Source organism: Terrabacter sp. 2YAF2, from assembly GCF_052114705.1.
Classification (GTDB): Bacteria; Actinomycetota; Actinomycetes; order Actinomycetales; family Dermatophilaceae; genus Terrabacter.
Window position 1 is genome coordinate 85204 of sequence record NZ_JBFRFG010000013.1, and the last position, 21761, is coordinate 106964.

Genomic DNA, 21761 nt, shown 5'->3' on the forward strand with positions numbered 1-21761 from the left:
GCACCCCGGGCGTATGCCGTCGGCCACGTCGGTCGGCAGGGCCGGGTCGCCCGCCACCGGGTGTCGCGGACCCCTCCTGTCGGCGGCGTCTGGGACGGTGCTCGCATGGACCTCACCGCTCTGCTCGTCGGGCTCGTCATCGGCGCACTCGTCGGCGGCCTGCTCGCGTGGCTGTCGGCCCGCTCGACCCTGCTCGCCCGCTCCGCGGGGGCGGAGGCCGAGCGTGACGTCCTGCGCGACCGGGTGGCCGACCTCGAGGCCGCCCGCGACGTCGACGACACGACCGCTGCCCTGCTCACTCCCCTGCGCGACACCATCGGTCGCGTCGAGCGGCAGGTCGGGGCGCTCGAGCGGGACCGGTCGCTGCAGTTCGGCCAGCTCGGCGAACGCCTCACCGAGGTCAGCCGGTCCACCGAGTCGCTGCGTTCCGAGACCGCGACCCTGGCGACAGCGCTCAACGCGTCGACGATCCGCGGCGCGTGGGGCGAGGTGCAGCTGCGCCGGGTGCTCGAGCTCTCCGGACTGCTTGCACGCTGCGACTTCGACGAGCAGGTCACGAGCGTGAGCCGGCACGGGGCGACCGTGCGGCCCGATGCCGTCGTCAACCTGCCCGGCGCGCGCCACGTCGTCGTCGACTCCAAGGCGCCGATGGCGCACTTCCTGCAGGCGCACAGCGAGACGGTCGACGAGGTCGAGAGGGCCGAGCTGCTCGCCGCCCACGCGACCGCCCTGCGGCGACACGTCGAGGGCCTGGCGGCCAAGGCCTACTGGACCGCCTTCACCCGCTCCCCCGAGGTCGTCATCTGCTTCGTCCCCGGCGAGGCGATCCTCGCCACGGCACTCGCCGACGACCCCGGCCTCTACGAGCACGCGCTCTCGCGCAAGGTCGTCCTGGCCTCGCCGGGCACCCTCTTCGCGGTGCTGCGCACCATCGGGGCCATCTGGCAGCAGGACGCGCTCGAGCAGAACGCCCGCGAGCTCCTCGCCATCGGCCAGGACCTCTACGCCCGCCTCGCCACCCTCGGCGGTCACGTCACGACGATGGGCCAGTCGCTGTCCCGGTCGGTCGAGCAGTACAACAAGTTCGTCGGCACGCTGGAGTCGCGAGTGCTCGTCACGGCGCGCCGGATGCACGAGCTGCACCTGGCCAGCGACGCCCCGCCGACCCTGACGCCCCTCGAGGTCGCTCCGCGCTCGCTCAGCGCGGCCGAGCTGACCGACGACCTCGGCCGCGACGCACGCGATGACGCCTTCCTGGCGCGCGAGTCCCCGCCCGGGCACGCCTCGAGCGCAGAGGCCTCCGCCTGACGCGGCGGCTCAGTGAAGGGAGCCGGAGTCCTCGAACGCGGCGTCGTGGCGCACGTTCCCGGCGTCCTCACCCTTGCGGGCCTTGAGGTCGCGGCGGAGCTCGTTCGGCAGCGAGAAGAGCAGCGACTCCTCTGCCGCGATGACGGCCTCGACCTCGCCGTAGCCGCGCTCGGCGAGCCACGAGAGCACGTCACGGACGAGCACCTCAGGGACGCTGGCGCCCGAGGTCACGCCGACCGTCGTCACGCCCTCGAGCCACTCCTCGTGGATCTCGTCGGCGAAGTCGACCAGGTGCCCGTCACGGGCGCCGTGCTCGACCGCGACCTCGACGAGACGCACGGAGTTCGACGAGTTGCGCGACCCCACGACGATCATGAGATCGGTGTCCTTGGCCATCTGCTTGACCGCCAGCTGTCGGTTCTGCGTGGCGTAGCAGATGTCGTCGGACGGCGGGCTCTGCAGCAGGGGGAACTTCTCCTTGAGCCGAGCCACCGTCTCCATCGTCTCGTCGACCGAGAGCGTGGTCTGCGACAGCCAGACGACCTTCTCCGGATCGCGGACGGTGACGTTCTCGACGTCGTCGGGCCCGTCGACGAGCGTGATGTGGTCGGGCGCCTCCCCGGAGGTCCCCACGACCTCCTCGTGGCCCTCGTGGCCGATGAGCAGGATGTCGAAGTCGTCGTCAGCGAAGCGGACGGCCTCGCGGTGCACCTTGGTCACGAGCGGGCAGGTCGCGTCGATCGTCTTGAGGCTGCGGGCCCTCGCCTCGTCGTGGACCACCGGAGCGACGCCGTGGGCCGAGAAGATCACGGTGGCGCCCTCGGGCACCTCGTCCGTCTCGTCGACGAAGATCGCCCCACGCTTCTCGAGCGTCCTGACGACGTGCTTGTTGTGCACGATCTGCTTGCGCACGTAGACGGGCGGACCGTAGAGCTCCAGGGCCTTCTCGACGGTCACGACGGCACGGTCGACACCGGCGCAGTAGCCGCGTGGCGCTGCGAGGAGGACCTTCTTGCCGGACGTCTGGTCGACTGGCTCACTCATGGCCTCATCGTACGGGGAGCGGTCGGTGACTCCCGACTCGTCGTCCCCGCGGCAACCAACGCGCACCGCCTCAGCACGTCGAGCGTCGCGAGCGCTACTCGTCCGGCACGTGGTGGAGCAGGACGGCGCCCGGTTGACGGCATACGCCCCGGCATCGGTGACGAGTCGGTGGACCTCCGCGATGGCGCCCCGTGCCACCCACTCCGTCGAGCTGACCCGACCGAGCGCGAGCTGCTCCGCGATCCAGGGGGTGGGGTCGACGGCATCGACAGTCACCGCGCCGACGGTTGGTGGGCGCCACCGGGACGGCAACACGTTTAGGGTGGCGCGGGTGAGCATGACGAGCCCGCTGCCCGACAAGGCCGCCGACACGACGGCCGAGCAGCCCTGGCCGGTGCGCGTGCTCAGTCTCAAGATCTCCGACTACGTCGACCGGATGAGCCAGCTGTGGGTCGAGGGCCAGGTCGTGCAGTTCAACCCACGCGGCGGCACCGCCTTCCTCACGCTGCGCGATCCCGACGTCGACATGTCCTTGTCGGTGTCGGTGCCGATGAACGCCGTCAACGCGATGCCGATCCCGCTCGCGCAGGGCGCTCGGGTCGTGCTCCAGGCCAAGCCGACCTTCTGGACCAAGCGCGGCACCCTGCAGCTCGAGGCCCGTCAGATCCGCCCCGTCGGCATCGGCGACCTCCTCGCCCGAGTCGAGATCCTCAAGCGCACGCTCGCCGCAGAGGGGGTCTTCGACGTCGGGCGCAAGCGACCGATCCCCTTCCTGCCGCACCGCGTCGGCCTCATCACCGGCCGCAACTCCGCGGCCGAGAAGGACGTCGTCGAGAACGCCCGGCGTCGTTGGCCCGCAGTCGTCTTCGAGATCCGCGAGGTCGCGGTCCAGGGGAGCTCGGCCGTCACCGAGGTGGTCGAGGCACTCCGCGAGCTCGACGCCATCCCAGCCGTGGACGTCATCGTCATCGCCCGCGGTGGCGGGGCGCTCGAGGAGCTGCTGCCCTTCTCCAACGAGGCCATGATCCGCGCCGTCGCACAGGCCCGGACGCCCGTCATCAGCGCCATCGGCCACGACGTCGACACGCCCCTGCTCGACCTCGTCGCCGACTGGCGCGCGTCGACGCCGACCGATGCCGGCAAGAAGGTGGTCCCCGACGCGGCCCACGAGCGGGCTCTGGTCGACACCGCCCGCGACCGCGTCCGACGGGCGTTGGTCCGCCGGGTCGAGGCGGAACGGTCGGGGCTGCGCTCCCTCGTCTCTCGTCCGGTCATGGCCGACCCGGTCGCGCTCGTCCGGGTCCGACGACAGGAGGTGGCCGCCCTGCGGGCGCGGGCCACGAGTCGCATGGAGGCGCGGCTGCACCGTGCCGCCGACCAGGCCGAGCACCTCCGCCGGCAGGTCGTCGCCCTCTCCCCCCAGTCGACCCTGGAGCGGGGCTATGCCGTCGTGCAGCACCGAGACGGGCGCATCGTCATGGACCAGGACGACGTCGGGGTGGGCGAGCTGCTGCGGGTCCGCGTGGCCCGGGGCGACTTCGGCGTGCGGCCGGTGTCGGCCGGCGCAGACGACAGCACGTCGTAGGGTGACGCCCATGGCTGACGCGACGACGACCGACGGCTCGTTCCCCGACATCGCCGGCATGCGCTACGAGGACGCCCGCGAGGAGCTCATCGCGATCGTCGCGAAGCTCGAGGCGGGTCAGGCGCCGCTCGAGGACTCGATGCAGCTCTGGCGTCGCGGCGAGGCACTGGCCGCGCACTGCGCGACGTGGCTCGACGGGGCGCAAGCCGAGGTCGAGCGAGCCACCCGTCCACCCGCTGCCGCGGGGGAGCTCCACGCCGACGACGACATCTTCGACGAGGACGACGGCTCCTGACGCACGCTCCGGTCAGCCGGTCGGGCTGGCGGGCGCAGGCCGGACGCCCGGTGCCGGTTTCACCGGCCCCAGAGCCGCGACGAAGGCCTTGAGCTCGTCCTCCGGCGCCGTCCCGCTCGCCACGAGGGTCAGCCCCTTGGCTCCCTGGCCCTTGGCGACGTAGGCGAGCTGGCCCTTGTCGCTCGCGACGAACTTCTCGAAGGTGCGACCCGAGACCGTCACGGTGCCGGCGGCCGCGCCGTCGTCGACGGAGCGGCCGACCCAGCCCTGCGTGGCACCGACGGCCTGTTTGAGGGCGATGTCGGCGCCGCTCGGAGTGCTCCAGACCGTCGTGAACGTCGGCACCTTCTCCGTGCCAGGCGCGTACGTAGCCACCGTCGGCACCCAGCCGTCGCCGAGGCCCGTGGGCAGCTCGATCGGCCAGGTCGTCTGCGCAGCGACCTGGCTCGCCTTCGCGGCCGCGTCGACCGCCGGTCGCTGGACGTGCGTGATGCGCGGCACGATGGCCACGAGCGCCAGGACCAGCAGCGCGATGACGAACATCGAGCGGAACATGTTGGGGAACGTGCCGAGCGAGTAGCGGCTCGGCGGAGCAGCCGGCACCGTCGCCTGCACCGACTCCGTCGCCTGCACCGCCTCCCCCGCCTCCGTCGACTCCGTCGGCTCGCTCGCCGGGGTCGTGGTGCTCTCTGCCGGGGGTGTCGACGGGGTCGACGGGGTGCTCATGCCCCCCATCGTCCCCGACTCCCGGACACCATCCAAACCCGGCCGTGCTCACCGCTAGGCTGGCGCGGACTTGTTCTGCGCCGACGGAGGACCTTGATGAAGCACAGCCAGCCGGATCGCAACCTCGCTCTCGAGCTGGTCAGGGTGACCGAGGCGGCAGCCATGGCCGGAGGTCGCTGGGTCGGCCGCGGCGAGAAGAACAAGGCCGACGGTGCCGCCGTCGAGGCCATGCGCGCGATGATCTCGACCGTCAGCATGCGCGGGGTCGTCGTCATCGGTGAGGGCGAGAAGGACAACGCCCCGATGCTCTTCAACGGCGAGCAGGTCGGTGACGGCACCGGCCCCGAGGTCGATGTCGCCGTCGACCCGATCGACGGCACGACGCTGACCGCCAAGGGCATGAACAACGCCGTCGCCGTCATGGCGGTCGCCAACCGCGGCGCGATGTACGACCCGTCCGCCGTGTTCTACATGGACAAGCTCGCGACCGGACCCGATGCGGCCGACGTCGTCGACATCCGGCTCCCGGTCGCCGAGAACATCCGGCGCATCGCCAAGGCCAAGCGGGAGACCCCGGCCGACGTCACGGTCGTCATGCTGGACCGTCCGCGCCACGACCAGCTCGCCGAGGAGATCCGCAACACTGGTGCCCGCATCCGCTACATCGTCGACGGTGACGTGGCGGGTGCCGTCATGGCGGCCCGTCCCGACACCGGCGTCGACCTGCTCCTCGGCATCGGCGGCACCCCGGAGGGCATCATCGCCGCGTGCGCCATCAAGTGCACCGGCGGCGTCATCCAGGGCAGGCTCTGGCCCAAGGACGACGAGGAGCGCCAGAAGGCCCTCGACGCCGGTCACGACCTCGACCGCGTCCTGTCCACCGACGACCTCGTCGTGGGCGAGTGCTTCTTCGTCGCGACCGGCATCACCGACGGCGAGCTGCTCCGCGGCGTGCGCTACGGCGCGAAGTCGGCGCGCACCAACTCCCTGGTCATGCGCTCGCGCAGCGGCACCATCCGCACCATCGACAGCGAGCACCGCTTCGACCGGCCGGGCTGGTTCGGCAGCACCGACATGATCGACGCCTGAGGCGCACGACGTGAGCGAGCGCACCGGGCACGTCCGCACCCTCGTCATCGGCGAGGCCCTCGTCGACGCCGTCACGAGACCCGACGGCGAGACCGAGGAGCACGTCGGTGGCAGCCCGGCCAACGTGGCTTTCGGGCTGGCCGCGCTCGAGCACCCCGTGGACCTCGCGACGTGGATCGCGACCGACGAGCGGGGCGGGCGCATCGAGGACGTATGCCGCGAGCGCGGCGTGACACTCACCGCCGGCTCCCAGGGCGCGCCCTTCACGTCCGTCGCCCACGCGACGATCGACGCCACCGGCGCCGCGACCTACGTGTTCGACCTCGAGTGGCAGGTGGCCGCGGTCCCGGGCCTCACGGCATACGACCACGTCCACACCGGCAGCATCGCTGCCGTCCTCGAACCCGGCGGCAGCCAGGTGCGCGCCCTCCTGGCGGCGGCCCGCGAGCTCGGCGCGACGGTGTCCTACGACCCCAACGCCCGGCCGTCCCTGATGGGCCGACCGGAGCAGGCCCGCCGCCTCGTCGAGAGCTCCATCGCCCTCGCGGACGTCGTCAAGCTCAGCGACGAGGACGTCGAGTGGCTCTGTCCCGGCGAGGCGCTCGACGAGGTGCTGAGCAGGTGGGCAGAGCTCGGCCCGGCCGTCGTCGTCGTGACGCGCGGCGGTGCTGGCGCCGTCGTCCACGTCTCCCGCACCGGCGAGCGGCAGGCCTTGCCCGCGACCAGCGTCGACGTCGTCGACACCGTCGGCGCCGGCGACTCCTTCATGGCCGGTCTCGTCTCGGGTCTGCTCGACGCCGGGCTGCTCGGCGGGCCGGCGGCGAGGGGGCGACTCCACGACGCGGTCCTCGCCGACGTGGTGCCTGCCGTGCAGCGCGCGCTGCGCGCCGGGGCGCTCACCGTCGAACGCGCCGGGGCCTACGCCCCGACGCGCGCCGTTCTCACGTAGCGCAGCTCGACCCCTCCCGTCACACCTTTCACACGCGACGCAGGCACGACCCACCGGTTCCCCCGCGGTTGCCCTGGCCCAGCACGATGGTCAAACGCAGGTACCGGGTAGGTCACGGCCACCCGAATCACTGGACCGACCTGCGACGACGCGGTAGGAATGACTTACCTTCACGTGACGCAGGTCACGTTGATCTGGTGGGGATCGACGCACAACTCAACGACGAGGAGCGACCATGAGCGGATTTCCCAGGCGGGCACTGCAGGCGGGTGGGGTGGTCGCCGCGGCAGCCCTGGTGCTGGGCGGCTGCCTGCAGAACCCCAACGCCTCCGGCGGTGGCGGCGCGGGCGGCGGGGCCGGTGGCTTCATCACCGGAGGGACGGCCCCCAACGACAAGGTCGTGACGATCCTCGGCGCCTTCGGCGGCGACGAGGAGAAGAACTTCAACGCGTCCCTGGCCGACTTCGAGAAGACCTCGGGCATCAAGATCAAGTACACGTCCGACCAGGACTTCACGACGACCATCAAGCAGAAGGTCAACTCGGGCGACGCCCCGGACATCGGCCTCTTCCCGCAGCCGGGCGGCATGCTCGAGTTCGCGGCGCAGAAGAAGGTCTGGCCGATCGACACCTACCTGGACTACGACAAGCTCCAGGCCACCCTACTCCCCGGCTTCCTCGACGCCGGCCGCTACAAGGGCCGCGTCTACGGCGCGCCCATGCGCAACGCCGTCAAGAGCATCGTCTGGTACCCCAAGGCGGCCTACGAGAAGGCCGCCTACGAGACGTCGCCGGCCTCCATCCAGGACCTCCAGAAGAACGTCGCCGACAAGATCGCGGCCACCGGGGTCACCCCGTGGTGCATCGGCTGGGGGTCCGCCCAGGCCACCGGCTGGGTCGGCACGGACTGGGTCGAGGAGCTCATGCTGCGCATGTGGGGCCCCGACGTCTACGACCAGTGGACCTCGCACCGCATCCCCTTCAACGACCCGCGCGTCGTCAAAGCGCTCGACGAGGCCGCCAAGTTCAACAAGGACCCGAAGATGGTCCTCGGCGGCACGAAGGGCGTGCTCAACACGGCCTTCGCCGACGCGATGACCCCGGCCTTCTCCAACCCGCCGAAGTGCCTCCTGCACCGGCAAGGGAACTTCGCCACGACCTTCTACCCGAAGAACGTCCAGGCGGACCTCGACAACCAGGTCGGCATCTACGTCTTCCCGAAGTTTGCCGGCGGCTTCGACGGTCAGGCGATCATCGGTGGCGGCGACCTCGCTGCGCTCTTCAACGGCCCCGACCCCGACGCGCAGAAGGTCATGCAGTTCCTGACCTCCGACAAGTTCGGCGGCCCGTGGGCCAAGGCGGGGGGCTGGCTCTCGCCGCACAAGACCTTCGACACGAGCAACTACCCCAACGAGACGACGAAGAAGATCGCGGCCATCGCCAACAGGGCCAACGTCCTGCGCTTCGACGGCTCCGACCTCATGCCGAAGGCAGTCGGTTCGGGCACGTTCTGGACCGAGATGGTCAAGTGGGAGAACGGCCAGTCGTCGCAACAGACCGCTGACAACATCGAAGCCTCCTGGCCCAAGTCATGACCGCCGACACCAGCGCGGCAACGCCGCGCCAGAAGCTGCGGGTGGAGGATCCGAACGCCGCCTTGCGGGCCAACCCCGCGAAGATCGCCCTCGGTCTCGTCGGCATGATCGTGGTCGTCTGGTTCCTGGCGAACCTCTTCCTCGCCTTCGGGTACTACCCGGACAAGTTCGGCAGCAAGTTCGTCATCGCGGTCCTCGCGATCGTCGGCGGAGTGGGCGGCGCAGCGCTGATCTTCTTCTTCCTCAACATGTTCGTGGAGGCTCTGCCGCGGCGGCTGTCTGAGGGCGTCATCCCCTACGCATTCCTGCTGCCGGGCCTGCTGCTCGTCGGGCTCATGCTCATCTACCCGACCTTCCAGACGATCAACTACTCGTTCGCCAACTCCGACAGCACCGCCTACGTCGGGTTCCAGAACTACAAGACGATCTTCGGGGACCCCGAGTTCTGGCAGTCGGTCGTCAACAACATCCTGTGGCTGCTCATCGTCCCCGCGATCGTCGTGGCGTTCGGTGTCATCGTCGCCGTCCTGTCCGACAAGCTGTCGGCCGGTGGTGAGAAGGTCGCCAAGAGCATGATCTTCCTGCCGATGGCGATCTCGGCCGTGAGCGCCTCGGCCGTGTGGCTGCTCATCTACGCCTACAACAACCCCGGTCAGGCCCAGACCGGTCTCCTCAACGCGATCTGGGTGGGCCTCGGCGGTCAGCCGCAGACGTGGCTCGCCATCGACACCGTCAAGCTCAACTCGATCCTGCTCATGATGATCCTCATCTGGCTGCAGGCGGGCTTCGCCATGGTGCTGCTCAGCTCGGCCATCAAGGGCGTTCCGGAGGACACCGTCGAGGCGGCACGCATCGACGGCGCGAGCGAGCTGCAGATCTTCTGGCGGGTCGTCATCCCGCAGATCAAGGGCACGATCATCACGGTCTTCGTGACGGTCTTCATCACCGTGCTCAAGATCTTCGACATCGTCTACGTCACGACCAACGGCGCCTACGGCACCAACGTCATCGCGAACCTCTTCTTCAACAAGCTGTTCGCGGCGAGCGAGGCCGGGCAGGCGACGGCCATCGTCGTCGTGCTCCTCATCGCCGTCATCCCGCTCATCTGGTATCAGGTCAAGCACTTCCGCGACGAGGAGGCAGGGCGATGAGCCGCAAGCTGATGAAGGACGGGCGACCCAGGAGCCCCTTCTCGATCGTCACCATGACGATCCTCGCGCTCCTCTGGACGATCCCCACGCTGGGCCTGCTCGTCACGTCGTTCCGCACCCGCGACGACGCCGCGACCTCCGGCTGGTGGACGGCGCTGCTCCACCCGTTCAGCTCCCAGTGGACGACGAGCAACTACGCCGGCGCGTGGACGGGGGCCGACCTCAGCTCCGGCTTCATCAACAGCATCGTCGTCGCCATCCCGGCCACGGTGATCCCGATCATGTTCGCGGCGTTCGCCGCCTACGCGTTCACCTTCATGGACTTCCCGTTCAAGGAGTTCTTCTTCCTGCTCATCATCGCCGTGATGGTGGTTCCCATCCAGGCGGCCTTCCAGCCGATGCTCAACGTCCTCGGTCCGCGCGGCCTCGGCATCAGCGGCCAGTACATCGCGGTGTGGCTGCTCCACACGGGCTTCGGCATGCCGCTGTGCATCTACACGTTGCGCAACTACATGAGCACGCTGCCGCGCAGCGTGGTCGAGTCGGCGAAGATCGACGGCTGCAGCCACTTCCAGACCTTCTGGAGGCTCGTCGCGCCGATGTCCATCCCGGCCATCGCGGCGTTCGCGACCCTGCAGTTCCTCTGGGTCTGGAACGACCTGCTCGTCGCCAAGCTGTTCCTCACGAGCGACAACACGACGGTCATCGTCAAGCTCCAGCAGCTCCTCGGCACGCAGGGTCAGGGCCAGGAGCTCCTCACGGCCGGCGCGTTCATCACGATCATCGTCCCGATGATCGTCTTCGTGACGCTCCAGCGGTTCATGATCCGTGGCATGACCTCCGGCGCGGTCAAGGGCTGAGGCACCCGCCTCGGCGACCCCGCACCGACCTGCTCGCCAGTCCCCTCCCGGCCGTCACTAGGCTGGGAGGGGACTGTCGTATGCCGCGGGGCTCGGCGGCATACCTCATCACCACGAGCCCACCAAGATCGCGAGGAGCACGTCGTGCCCGACTTCGTCTACGAGGACCTGCTGCCGATCGGCGCCGACGAGACGCCGTACCGGCTGCTGACGACCGAGGGCGTGCGCGCCGTCGAGGGACCGGGAGGACGCAGCTTCCTCGAGGTCGACCCGGAGGCCCTGCGGCTGCTGACCGAGACGGCGATGCACGACATCGCCCACTACCTGCGGCCCGGCCACCTGCAGCAGCTGCGCAACATCCTCGAGGACGAGGCGGCCAGCAACAACGACAAGTTCGTCGCGCTCGACCTGCTCAAGAATGCCAACATCGCGGCCGGTGGCGTGCTGCCGATGTGCCAGGACACCGGCACGGCGATCGTCATGGGCAAGCGCGGCCAGCACGTGCTGACGGCGGGCACCGACGAGCGGGCGATCAGCGAGGGTGTGTTCGACGCGTACACCCGCCTCAACCTGCGCTACTCGCAGATGGCGCCGATCACGACGTGGGAGGAGAAGAACACCGGCTCCAACCTCCCGGCCCAGGTCGAGCTCTACGCCGACACCCTCCCGGGCCACGAGGCGCAGTACAAGTTCCTCTTCATGGCCAAGGGCGGCGGGTCGGCCAACAAGAGCTACCTCTACCAGGAGACCAAGGCCATCCTCAACGAGGAGGCGATGATGCGCTTCCTCGACGAGAAGCTGCGGTCGCTCGGCACGGCGGCGTGCCCGCCCTACCACCTCGCCATCGTCATCGGGGGCACGAGCGCCGAGTTCGCCCTGAAGACAGCCAAGTACGCCTCGGCGAAGTACCTCGACACGCTGCCGAAGTCGGGGTCGATCAGTGCCCACGGGTTCCGCGACACCGAGCTCGAGGAGAAGGTCCTCGAGCTGACCCGCCAGTTCGGCATCGGTGCGCAGTTCGGCGGCAAGTACTTCTGCCACGACGTGCGGGTCGTGCGCCTCCCCCGCCACGGCGCCTCGCTGCCGGTGGCGATCGCGGTGTCGTGCTCGGCCGACCGCCAGGTGCTCGGCAAGATCACCGCCGACGGGGTCTTCATCGAGCAGCTCGAGACCGACCCCGCGCGGTTCCTTCCCGACGCCGCGTCGGTCGACCTCGGCGAGCACGAGGACGACGCGGTCGGTGTCAGCTCGACGAGCCGCAACGTCGTCGTGAAGATCGACCTCAACCAGCCGATGGACGTCATCCTCGCCGAGCTCTCGAAGCACCCGGTCAAGACGCGACTGTCGCTCACCGGACCGCTCGTCGTCGCCCGGGACATCGCGCACGCGAAGATCAAGGAACGCCTCGACGCCGGCGAGGAGATGCCGCAGTACCTCAAGGACCACCCGGTCTACTACGCCGGTCCGGCCAAGACGCCGGAGGGCATGCCCTCCGGTTCCTTCGGGCCGACCACGGCGGGCCGCATGGACTCCTACGTCGAACAGTTCCAGGCCGCCGGAGGCTCGAAGGTCATGCTGGCCAAGGGCAACCGCAGCAAGCAGGTCACCGACGCCTGCAACGCGCACGGCGGCTTCTACCTCGGTTCGATCGGCGGTCCGGCCGCCCGGCTGGCGCAGGACTGCATCAAGCACGTCGAGGTGCTCGAATACGAAGAGCTCGGCATGGAAGCAGTCTGGAAGATCGATGTCGAGGACTTCCCCGCCTTCATCGTCGTCGACGACAAGGGCAACGACTTCTTCGCCGAGGTGGGCAAGCCGATGGCCTTCACCATCTCCCGGCGACCCGGACTCCAGTGACAGACGAGAGAGGACACAGAATGAGCGACGTCGCTTCTGCCGGCAAGGGTTTCGATGACCTGCTCGCCGCGAACCGAGCCTACGCGGACAGCTTCGACCTGGCCGGCTTCGACGGCATCGCCCGTGCCGGCGTGGCGATCGTGACCTGCATGGACTCCCGCATCGACCCCCTGAACCTCGTCGGCCTCAAGGCGGGGGACGCGAAGATCTTCCGCAACCCGGGCGGTCGCGTCGCCTCCGAAGCCCTCGAGGCGCTGGTCCTCGCCACGCACCTGCTCAACGTGGACCGGATCCTCATCGTGCCGCACACCAGGTGCGCCATGGCCTTGAACACCGAGGCGGAGCTGCGCGAGCGGGTCGGAGCCAGCGCCGGCAAGGACGCGTCCTGGATGAGCTTCCACGCGATCTCCGACCAGGAGCGCGCCCTGCGTGCGGACCTCGCCACGGTCCGCAGCCATCCCCTCATCGCCGAGGGGACGCTCGTGGGCGGCTTCATCTACGACGTCGACTCGGGTCTGCTCCGGCTCGTCGACTAACCGCGCCGGACGCACGTGGGCACGTGGGCACGTGGGCACGTGGGCACGTGGGCACTCGACGCGATCCCTGTGTCGAGTGCTCACTCCCCGTCACCTTCAGGCGGCGTCGCGGGTGCTCCAGACGTGGTGGGCCACTGCGGCTGCGAGCAGCAGGCCGATCATCAGCACCGTGATGCCGATCGCCGGCACGACCGCCGCGACGAGGAGCACCGCCACACCGACCGCCACACCGACCCGGGTCTCCGACGTCGGCGCCCCGGCCAGGGCGTGCATCGCCGTGAGGCCCCAGAGGTACACCGCGACCGCCCCCGCCAGCGCGAGCCCGACCACGCGCACCGAGGCGTGCCCCTCGCCCTGGACGCGGTCGACGGCCGCCGCGAGGGCCGCCCCGGTGGCGGCCACCGAGGCGAAGACCAGGTAGTGGCCGTAGCCGGCGAGGAAGGTGCTCCGGATGCTGCGCCCGAAGAGTCCGGCGTGATCCCGCTTGAAGTAGAGCCACCACATCGAGAAGACGACGAAGAGTCCCCCCACCACCAGTGGCAGCAGGCCTGGGTCGGCGCCCTGTCCGAGCGCTGCCTGGACGGCCTGCACCGAGGCGAGGATGACTTCGCCGAGCACGATGAGCGTCAGCAGGGCGTAGCGCTCGGCGATGTGGTGCGGGTGGAAGGGCGTGATGCCCCGCCGCTCGGCCAGGATCGGCACGAGCAGCTCGAGGACGACCAGCGCGAAGAAGGACCCGAGCAGCACCGCGTGGCCCTGGAGCAGCAACCGGGCGATCCACAGCACCTGCACGACGGAGATGCCGACGGCATACGCCAGCGCGGTCGCGCGGCCTTGGGGGTGGCTCGCCGCGGCCCGGAGCCACATGGCGACCATCGCGAAGCGCATGACGGCGTAGCCGCCGACGACGAGTCCCGACTGTTCCGTGGCGAAGAGATCCGGGATGCCGGCGGCGAGCATCAGCGAACCGGTCATGATGGCGAACGTCAGCAACCGATAGGGGACGTCGTCGCAGTCGTAGGACGAGGCGAACCACGTGTAGTTCATCCACGCCCACCAGATGGCGAAGAAGACCATGACGAAGCTGAGGAGGTCCTCGAGACGGCCCTCCGTGAGGCCGTGGTGCCACTGGGCCGCAGCGCCCGCGATGGCCACGACGAACACCAGGTCGAAGAACAGCTCGAGCGGGGTCGCCACACGGTGCGTCTCGTGCGGGTCCCGGGGCTGCATCCGCCGGTGCAGGGGCACGACGTTGGCGTGGCTCACGTGCTCGATTCTGCCAGCGGCAGGGCGTGAGGTCGCCGTGCCCGCCTCAGAGGGAGAGCTCAGCCCTGACCACGCCAACGAGCCGCTCGGCGACCGCAGCGGCCTGGTCGCCGTCGGCGGCCTCGACCATGACGCGGACGACCGGCTCGGTGCCGGACTTGCGCAGCAGGACGCGCCCGGTGTCGCCGAGCTCGCCCTCGGCCGCGCGCACGGCATCGGCCACGGCGGCGTTGGCCTCCAGCGCTGACTTGTCGACGTCCTTGACGTTGACGAGCACCTGCGGGAAGTGGGTCATGATTCCGGCGAGGTCGGCTAGCGTGCGGCCGGTGGCGGCGACCCGCGAGGCCAGCATGAGGCCGGTGAGCGTGCCGTCGCCGGTCGTCCCGTGGTCGAGCATGACGACGTGACCGGACTGCTCGCCGCCGAGGGAGTAGCCGCCCCCCTTCATCCCCTCGAGGACGTAGCGGTCACCGACGGCGGTCTGCAGCACCTTGATGCCGGCGCCGCCGAGCGCCTGGATCATGCCGAGGTTGGACATCACGGTGGCGACGAGCGTGTCACCGCGCAGCACTCCCTGCTCCTTCATGGCCAGGGCGAGGATCGCCATGATCTGGTCGCCGTCGACCTCGCAGCCGGTGGCGTCCACCGCGAGGCAGCGGTCGGCATCGCCGTCGAGGGCGATGCCGAAGTCGGCGCCGGTCGCGACGACGGTCTCCTTGAGTCGCCCCGTGTGGGTGGAGCCGTAGCCGTCGTTGATGTTGAGCCCGTCGGGCTCGCCGCCGATGACGGTGACCCGGGCACCCGCCTCGCGGAAGGCGCGGGGGGCGACCTGCGAGGCAGCTCCGTGCGCAGCGTCGACGACGACGTGCAGTCCCTCGAGCCGGTGCGGCAGGGAGGCCAACAGGTGGGCGACATAGCGATCAGCGCCGTCGGCGAGCGGCGTGATGCGGCCGACGTCACCCCCGGTGGGGCGCTGCCACTCGTCGCGCAACCGGTCCTCGATGCGGTCCTCGAGGTCGTCGGCGAGCTTGTGGCCGCCCCGTGCGAAGAACTTGATGCCGTTGTCAGGCATGGGGTTGTGCGAGGCCGAGAGCATGGCACCGAGGTCGGCGTCCTGTTCCCCCACGAGGTAGGCGATGGCGGGGGTCGGCAGCACGCCGGCGTCACGCACGTCGATGCCGGCCGAGGCGAGGCCCGCCATGGTCGCTGCCGCGAGGAACTCCCCCGACGCCCGCGGGTCCCGCCCGACGACCGCAACGGGTCGGTGGCCGTTGAAGGCCCCCACCTCCGCCAGCACGTGCGCCGCGGCGACAGAGAGATCGAGCGCGAGCTCGGCGGTGATGTCCTTGTTCGCCACACCACGGACGCCGTCCGTGCCGAAGAGTCGAGCCACGCGTGTTCTGCCTTCCCGAGGGGTTGCGGCCGGGGGGGCGGTCGCAGATGTGCTCGCACGACAATACCGCCCGACGAGGCGCGCCGAGCCCGTGTGGGGTTCCGGCTGGTGCTCCGTCGTGGGGCCGCGACCACGGACGACACCTGATCACGAGCCGGGCGGGCGCAGCCGTGCGAGCCAGACTCCGTCCCGGTGCATGACGACGTCGGTGAGCCGTGCGAGGACCGTCGAGACGGGACCGGACCGTTCATCGGCCAGGATCCAGCGCACGCCGCGACCGTGATACGCCGCGTCGAGCCTCGCCCGGGTCGGGTCGGTCACGAGCGTCAGCTCCTCGGCGAGGCGTTCCGGGTCCCAGAAGGGCTGCTGAAATGGGGGCAGGTCGGCTGATGGGGGTGACCGGACCATCCGCGGCGCGTAGCCGTAGCCAGACACGTCGGTGCGCAGGCCCGACAGGGCGGCGACCGAGAAGTCGCGGTTGTCATGATGGTCGTACGGGCCCGGCCAAGGCCCGTTCCAGACCCGGTTGGTCGCGATGACGTCGTGAGGATCTGCGTGCTCCCGAAGGTACTGCCCGGCGGCAAAGAGTGCCGGGCTGATGACCGGCTCTCCTGAGCCGGGCACCGGCTCGGCCGACACCGGCGGCCCCGGGACGACGCCGATCCGGAGATCGGGTGTCAGGGCCCACAGTCCGCAGCCGAAGACGCCGAGGGCGAGCAGGCCGCCCCAGGCACCAGCCGGTCTTCTGCCTCGGCGGCGGGCGACCGCTGCCCAGCCGAGGGTGACGATGAGCAGGATCATCCCGACGAGCAGCAGGGTGCCTGACGCCCACCCCCAGAGCAGGTACCCCTTGTCCGACGCTCCGGGGGTGGCCGGAGCCGGAGGCGCCGGGGCTGCCGTGGAGGCGGCATGGGTCACCCGCCACACGGCGACGAGGGCCAGCGCCCCGATCACGACGACACCCGGGACGAACAGGGCACGTCCCGGCCGGAACGGTCCCGCCCAGCCGGACAGGCCCGGCGGCCTCGACAGGCCGTGCAGGCCGTCAGCGGCGACGACGTGCTGGACGAACAGTCCCGCCCCGGCACCCGAGAGCACCAGTCCGATCGGGAGAGCCGCCACCGCGAAGTAGACCTGACTACCGGCCGGATGGGTCAGTACCAGCGCAGGGAGCAGTCCCCCGACCACCGTCCCGAGGCCGATCCACCCCGCAGGTTCGAGCGGCCGACGACGCAGCAGGACGAGCAGGCCCGCGCACGGCAGCAGCATGGGGACCCAGCGGCGCACCAGCGCCACGAGGGACGCGGCCGCGACGGCGACGGGACTCACGCCCGTGGTGCCGTAGACCTGCTCGGCAGCGCTGGCCGGCCACGCCCCGAGGTCGACACGAAGGCCGTAGGAACCCGGATAGAGGAAGAGCACCGCCAGGGCGATCACGACGAGAAGGCCGGCGACAGCACCGCCGTGGATCGCGGCCGTCCGCCGCCACCCACCCCGGCCCCGGGCGGCCACCACCCACACGAGTCCCGCGAGGGCCACCCCGCAGGCGATGACGGGCACCTGTGCCGACTTCGCCCCGGCCGCGCCGATCGCGAAGAGGGGCAGGAGCCAGACGGGCACCGGACGGTCGAAGGGGCCTCGGCGCAGGACGGCGACGAGGCAGCCGGTGAGGGCCAGGCCGAGCACCCAGCCCAGGGTGGCCGTCGGGCTCAGCTGCCAGTACGTGCCGACGACGGCCAGCGGTCCCTGGAGCCACGGGTCGGGGGCCAACGGCCGGACGAGCGTGACCGCGACCGTGGCTCCCACGGCCCCGGTCCAGTGGCCGGTCACCTGCGACCCCACGGCTGCCGCCAGCAGCGTCACCATGACGACGAGCGTCGCAGGGAGCAACCTGGTCACGACATCGAGGTCGTGCAGTCCGGAGCCGCCGAGCTGGGCTGCGAGAGCATGGAAGAACCAGTGGTAGCCCAAGGGCTCGCCGTCCACCATTGGGTAGCCGGGCACGAGGTTGCGTCGCGCCTCGCCGGTGAGGGCGGTCTGGTAGAGCAGGTCCTGGTCGTAGTGCCGGAACCGGGCCGTCGGGGTCGGCGCGGTGTCGGCGAGGCCGCCGACCCACATCCACCGCACCGTCAGGAGCGTCGTCACGGTGAGAGCCGCCCAGGCCCCCACGGGCCAGCGAACCTTCGCGGCGGACGATCCGACCAGACGCCGTCGCGTCGCCGGCAGCGCGACGAGCAGCAGAGCGAGGGCGGGTCCGACGACCAGACTGGGCAGGTCGACTCCGAGCAGGTGCGCGACGAGCCAGGTCAGCAGGGCGACCAGGATTCCGACCGGGCCGGCCCAACCCACGTCGGTGGGGCTCGCGGACGAGGCGTGCAGACAGCGCGTGAGCGCCCATCCCGGCAGGAGCACCCCCAGTCCGACGACGGCGAGCCACCAGCCGACGACCGCAGGTTCGGAGCCGGTGGTCGTCCACGCGAGACCCAGGCCGGCGCCGCTCAGGGCGAGCAGGCCGACGACGGAGACGAGGCCGCCCGTGGCCCGGCGGTCCGGAGTGCCCACGGACGCCTGCATGCTCCCAAGGGTGCCACGCAGGCGCGCGCCCTGATGCAGCGAGCCAACATCCGTGGGCCGTGAGCGTTCCTCCACCCGACGCAGACGCCCGCAGTGGACGACGAAGGCCCCCGAGCAGTGCTCGGGGGCCTTCGACTGTCCTGCTGGGGCAGCCAGGTCAGCGCTTGCTGTACTGGGGCGCCTTGCGGGCCTTCTTGAGACCGGCCTTCTTGCGCTCCGGGACGCGGGGGTCACGGGTGAGGAAGCCGGCCTTCTTGAGGGCGGGACGGTTGAGCTCCTCGTCGATGCCGTTGAGGGAGCGGGCGACGCCGAGGCGCACTGCGCCGGCCTGGCCGGAGGGGCCACCGCCGTGCACGCGCACGAGCACGTCGTAGGAGCCGTCGAGCTCGAGGAGCGTCAGGGGCTCCTTGACGATCTGCTGGTGCACCTTGTTGGGGAAGTAGGCGTCGAGCGTGCGGCCGTTGATCTTCCACTCGCCGGTGCCCGGGACGATGCGCACGCGGGCGATGGCCTGCTTGCGTCGGCCGGTGGCGGCACCGGGGGTCGAGACCTCACGGGCGCGCTTCGGCTCGCCGACCACGGAGCCGTCGGACTCCGAGGTGTACTCGGTCAGCTCGGGCTCGTCGGTGTCGAGGACTTCCTCGTTCACGATGTCAGTCACGTGTCTTGTCGCTTTCTACGCAGCAGCCGGGGGCTTACTGCGCAACCTGGGTGATCTCGAAGGGGACGGGCTGCTGCGCCGCGTGCGGGTGCTCGGCGCCGCGGTAGACCTTGAGCTTGGAGAGCTGCTGGCGGGCCAGCGAGTTCTTCGGGAGCATGCCGCGGATGGCCTTCTCGACGGCCTTCTCGGGGCTCTGGGCGAGCAGCTCGGTGTAGGAGGTCGAACGCAGACCGCCCGGGAAGCCCGAGTGGCGGTACGCCTTCTTCTGCTCGAGCTTGGCTCCCGTGAGGGCGACCTTCTCGGCGTTGATGATGATGACGAAGTCACCGGTGTCGACGTGCGGCGCGAACTGCGGCTTGTGCTTGCCCCGGAGCAGGACAGCGGCCTGGCTCGCGAGACGGCCGAGCACGACGTCGGTCGCGTCGATGACGTGCCACGTGCGAGTGACCTCGCCGGGCTTCGGGGTGTACGTGCGCAATGGAGTCTGCCTTCGCTTTAAGAAATGGTGGAGCAGTGAATGCCGCTGGGCTCGGTCCGCGTCGCCCGCTCCCGTGGGGTGTGGCGGGTTCGCCTGACGGCCCGGTGCACAACCTCACCCATGTTACGGGCTCTGGGTCACGCCCTCAAATCCCGCGCACCAGGCACGGAAACCCGGCCTGACCTGCACTGATGCCGGCATGTCCCACTTGTGCACACATCTTGTGCAGCGAGACTATGCAAAGGTATTGTGCACACTATGGCTGCAGATGACTCCTCGAAGGCTCCCGGTGACGACAGCGTCTGGCTCACTCCGGCGAGCCTGCGCGTGCTGGCCCACCCGCTCCGCTCCCGCCTGCTCGGTGCCCTGCGGCGGCACGGCCCCTCGACGGCCACCGATCTCGCGAGCCTGCTCGGCACGAACTCGGGCGCGACGAGCTACCACCTGCGCAAGCTCGAGTCGGTCGGGCTCGTCCAGGACACCGAGGAGGGCGAGGGCAAACGGCGCTTGTGGCGAGCCAGCTCGGAGTACCACTCGTGGCACCCGAGCGACTTCGAGGGCGACGAGGACTCCGAGACCGCCCTCAACTGGCTGACCCGTGACTACGCCCGTCACTTCAGCGAGCAGTACGACCGCTGGCTCGACGTCTCCACGACGTGGCCCACTGCCTGGCAGGACGCGTGCGGATCGAGCGACGCCTCCGTCCTCGTGACCACGGAGTCCCTCGAGGCCATGCGCGAGGAGATGTGGGAGCTCATCGAGCGCTATCGCCGGGTCGGACAGGGCAACCCGCAGGCCCGACGGATCGCGGTGTACGCCTTCGCGTACCCCCTCGACCTCGACCGCCCGCCGGCGGACCCTGCACGCGAGTCGTCCCGATGAGCGCGCCGAGCACGTATGCCGTCCTGTCCCCCGACGCTGCGCGCCGCGTCTTCGTCGTCCTGACCTTCACCCGCTGGTTCCCGGTGGGCCTGGTCGTCGGCCTGCTCACGCTCTGGCAGCTGGAGCGGGGCCTCACCGTCGCGCAGGCGATGACGGTCACGTCGGCCGCCGGACTGACGATCTTCGCCCTGGAGCTGCCGACGAGCGGCTTCGCCGACGTCTTCGGGCGCCGCCCCGTCTTCGTCGTCTCCGCCGTCGTCAACGTCGTCGCGAGCGGGACCCTGCTCGTCGCGCACTCGTTCTGGGCGTTCCTGCTCGCCGCCGTGCTCACGGGGATCTTCCGGGCCCTCGACTCCGGCCCGCTCGAGGCATGGTTCGTCGACACGGTGCACGCGAGCAGGCCCGGAGCCGACGTGGACGGCGCGCTCTCCGCGCAGGGCACGGTGGTCGGTGTCGGCATCGCGGCCGGTGCGCTGGTCTCGGGTGGCCTCGTGTGGTGGCACCCGTTCGCCGGCGCGTCGGCGCTCGTCCTGCCGGTCGCCGTCTTCGTGACCCTCAACGTCCTCCACCTGCTCGCCGTCCTCGTGCTGCTGCGGGAGCCGCGCTCGGCCGAGCACCTCGACACGTCGGCGGCACGACGGGCCCTGGCCTCGGCCAAGCAGTCCCCGAGCGTCGTCCGTGAGGGCCTCGGCCTGCTGCGCGACAACGCGGTGCTGCGCGGCATCGTCACCGTCGAGCTCTTCTGGTCGGTCGCGATGATCGTCTTCGAGACCTTCCAGCCGATCCGGCTCGCCGAGCTCGTCGGCGGCGAGGAGCGCGCCGGGGCCATCATGGGCCCGGTGGCCGCGGCCGGCTGGGCGGTCTTCGCCGTCGGCGCGGCACTGGGCGGGTGGTCGAGCCGGCGCATCGGCGTGGCCCGGACCGCCATCGTCGCGCGCATCCTCAACGGGCTCGGGGCCGTCGTCATGGGGCTCGTGGCGGGCCCGGCCGCCCTCATCGCCGCCTACGGCGTGACCTACCTCGTGCACGGTTCCGCGGGCCCCATGCACTCGGCCCTGCTCCACCGCGAGGCGCAGGCGCGCAACCGTGCCACCGTCCTGTCGATGAACTCGATGGTCGCCTCGGTCGCATTCGGTCTCGCCGCTCCCTTGCTCGGCCTCCTCGCCGAGCGCACCTCCACGCAGGTCGCCATGGTGGGTGCAGGCGCCTTCAGCATCGCCGGCGCGTGGTTCTACCGCCACGCGCTCCGCGCCGAGAGGCGCGGGAAGGGCGGCCCGCCGAGCGCCGCGCCGACCGAGTCGGCGAGCGCTCGACCGCGAGCCGGCGACGACCCCGTCGTGGTCGAGTGAGCGAGCTCGTGGGCGACCGCTAGGTGTACTCGGCCTGGACGTTGGTGACACGTAGGCGTTGACGACGAGGAGAACCTCCGGGTGAGGTGTGGATTGTCGAAGTCACACACCGTCCGGAGGTTCTCGTGCCCCACGCTAACGCCCGTCTCAACGTCCATGGTCGT

Annotated in this window: 19 protein-coding genes; 12 read left to right on the forward strand and 7 right to left on the reverse strand. The window is 70.4% G+C overall.

The features are described 5' to 3' along the window. The first annotated feature begins 105 nt into the window (after window positions 1-105). Window positions 106-1308, forward strand: coding sequence for a DNA recombination protein RmuC (locus AB4030_RS14965; RefSeq protein WP_442280003.1), 1203 nt, complete (start codon window positions 106-108; stop codon window positions 1306-1308). Window positions 1309-1317: 9 nt separating this feature from the next. On the opposite strand, the gene AB4030_RS14970 is transcribed toward AB4030_RS14965, so the two are convergent. Then, entirely contained in the window at window positions 1318-2352 is a 1035-nt protein-coding gene (locus AB4030_RS14970; protein ID WP_442280004.1) for a 4-hydroxy-3-methylbut-2-enyl diphosphate reductase, read from the reverse strand. 337 nt (window positions 2353-2689) lie between these two features. On the opposite strand from AB4030_RS14970, the gene xseA reads away from it, so the two are divergent. Continuing rightward, window positions 2690-3937 (forward strand): exodeoxyribonuclease VII large subunit, encoded by a 1248-nt coding sequence (gene xseA / locus AB4030_RS14975; RefSeq protein ID WP_442280021.1) that lies wholly within the window; start codon window positions 2690-2692, stop codon window positions 3935-3937. Between the two features lie 10 nt (window positions 3938-3947). Then, window positions 3948-4232, forward strand: coding sequence for an exodeoxyribonuclease VII small subunit (locus AB4030_RS14980; RefSeq protein WP_442280005.1), 285 nt, complete (start codon window positions 3948-3950; stop codon window positions 4230-4232). A 12-nt stretch (window positions 4233-4244) separates the two neighbouring features. Here the strand turns inward: AB4030_RS14980 and AB4030_RS14985 are convergent, their stop codons facing one another. After that, complete coding sequence (locus tag AB4030_RS14985; protein WP_442280006.1) at window positions 4245-4958, reverse strand: DUF4245 domain-containing protein; 714 nt, start codon at window positions 4956-4958, stop codon at window positions 4245-4247. 96 nt (window positions 4959-5054) lie between these two features. On the opposite strand from AB4030_RS14985, the gene glpX reads away from it, so the two are divergent. The 7 genes from glpX (at window position 5055) to AB4030_RS15020 (ending at window position 12994) form a co-directional block, all read left to right on the forward strand. Next, window positions 5055-6047: a class II fructose-bisphosphatase gene (gene glpX, locus AB4030_RS14990; RefSeq protein ID WP_442280007.1), complete on the forward strand. Its 993-nt coding sequence runs from the start codon at window positions 5055-5057 to the stop codon at window positions 6045-6047. Window positions 6048-6057: 10 nt separating this feature from the next. Further along, window positions 6058-6996, forward strand: a complete 939-nt coding sequence (locus AB4030_RS14995; protein WP_442280008.1) for a carbohydrate kinase family protein — start codon at window positions 6058-6060, stop codon at window positions 6994-6996. A 235-nt stretch (window positions 6997-7231) separates the two neighbouring features. Continuing rightward, the gene (locus AB4030_RS15000; RefSeq protein ID WP_442280009.1) at window positions 7232-8590 is read left to right on the forward strand and encodes an ABC transporter substrate-binding protein; all 1359 of its coding nucleotides are present in this window, start codon (window positions 7232-7234) and stop codon (window positions 8588-8590) included. Continuing rightward, window positions 8587-9741 (forward strand): carbohydrate ABC transporter permease, encoded by a 1155-nt coding sequence (locus tag AB4030_RS15005; protein WP_442280010.1) that lies wholly within the window; start codon window positions 8587-8589, stop codon window positions 9739-9741. The genes AB4030_RS15000 and AB4030_RS15005 overlap by 4 nt, the downstream gene beginning before the upstream one ends. After that, complete coding sequence (locus tag AB4030_RS15010; RefSeq protein ID WP_442280011.1) at window positions 9738-10601, forward strand: carbohydrate ABC transporter permease; 864 nt, start codon at window positions 9738-9740, stop codon at window positions 10599-10601. The genes AB4030_RS15005 and AB4030_RS15010 overlap by 4 nt, the downstream gene beginning before the upstream one ends. A 144-nt stretch (window positions 10602-10745) precedes the next feature. Beyond that, window positions 10746-12458, forward strand: a complete 1713-nt coding sequence (locus tag AB4030_RS15015) for a fumarate hydratase (RefSeq protein WP_442280012.1) — start codon at window positions 10746-10748, stop codon at window positions 12456-12458. Window positions 12459-12478: 20 nt separating this feature from the next. Beyond that, the gene (locus tag AB4030_RS15020) at window positions 12479-12994 is read left to right on the forward strand and encodes a beta-class carbonic anhydrase (RefSeq protein ID WP_442280013.1); all 516 of its coding nucleotides are present in this window, start codon (window positions 12479-12481) and stop codon (window positions 12992-12994) included. Window positions 12995-13090: 96 nt separating this feature from the next. On the opposite strand, the gene AB4030_RS15025 is transcribed toward AB4030_RS15020, so the two are convergent. The 5 genes from AB4030_RS15025 to rplM form a co-directional block, all read right to left on the reverse strand. Further along, a complete protein-coding gene (locus AB4030_RS15025) occupies window positions 13091-14260 on the reverse strand; it encodes a low temperature requirement protein A (protein WP_442280014.1) in 1170 nt (389 codons plus the stop codon). Window positions 14261-14306: 46 nt separating this feature from the next. Continuing rightward, the gene (glmM, locus tag AB4030_RS15030; protein ID WP_442280015.1) at window positions 14307-15653 is read right to left on the reverse strand and encodes a phosphoglucosamine mutase; all 1347 of its coding nucleotides are present in this window, start codon (window positions 15651-15653) and stop codon (window positions 14307-14309) included. 147 nt (window positions 15654-15800) lie between these two features. Continuing rightward, on the reverse strand, window positions 15801-18227 hold the full coding sequence (locus AB4030_RS15035; protein WP_442280016.1) for a hypothetical protein: 2427 nt from the start codon (window positions 18225-18227) through the stop codon (window positions 15801-15803). A gap of 157 nt (window positions 18228-18384) precedes the next feature. Continuing rightward, on the reverse strand, window positions 18385-18888 hold the full coding sequence (rpsI, locus tag AB4030_RS15040) for a 30S ribosomal protein S9 (protein WP_442280017.1): 504 nt from the start codon (window positions 18886-18888) through the stop codon (window positions 18385-18387). 34 nt (window positions 18889-18922) lie between these two features. Then, the gene (rplM, locus tag AB4030_RS15045; RefSeq protein WP_442280018.1) at window positions 18923-19366 is read right to left on the reverse strand and encodes a 50S ribosomal protein L13; all 444 of its coding nucleotides are present in this window, start codon (window positions 19364-19366) and stop codon (window positions 18923-18925) included. Between the two features lie 258 nt (window positions 19367-19624). Here rplM and AB4030_RS15050 point away from each other — a divergent pair, with 258 nt between their 5' ends. Together AB4030_RS15050 and AB4030_RS15055 are read left to right on the forward strand one after the other, a co-directional pair. Then, window positions 19625-20248 carry an ArsR/SmtB family transcription factor gene (locus tag AB4030_RS15050; protein WP_442280019.1) on the forward strand — a complete coding sequence of 208 codons (624 nt, stop codon included), beginning with the start codon at window positions 19625-19627 and terminating at the stop codon, window positions 20246-20248. Further along, window positions 20245-21597, forward strand: a complete 1353-nt coding sequence (locus AB4030_RS15055; RefSeq protein WP_442280020.1) for an MFS transporter — start codon at window positions 20245-20247, stop codon at window positions 21595-21597. Before AB4030_RS15050 ends, AB4030_RS15055 begins: the two co-directional genes overlap by 4 nt. The last annotated feature ends 164 nt before the right edge of the window (window positions 21598-21761 follow it).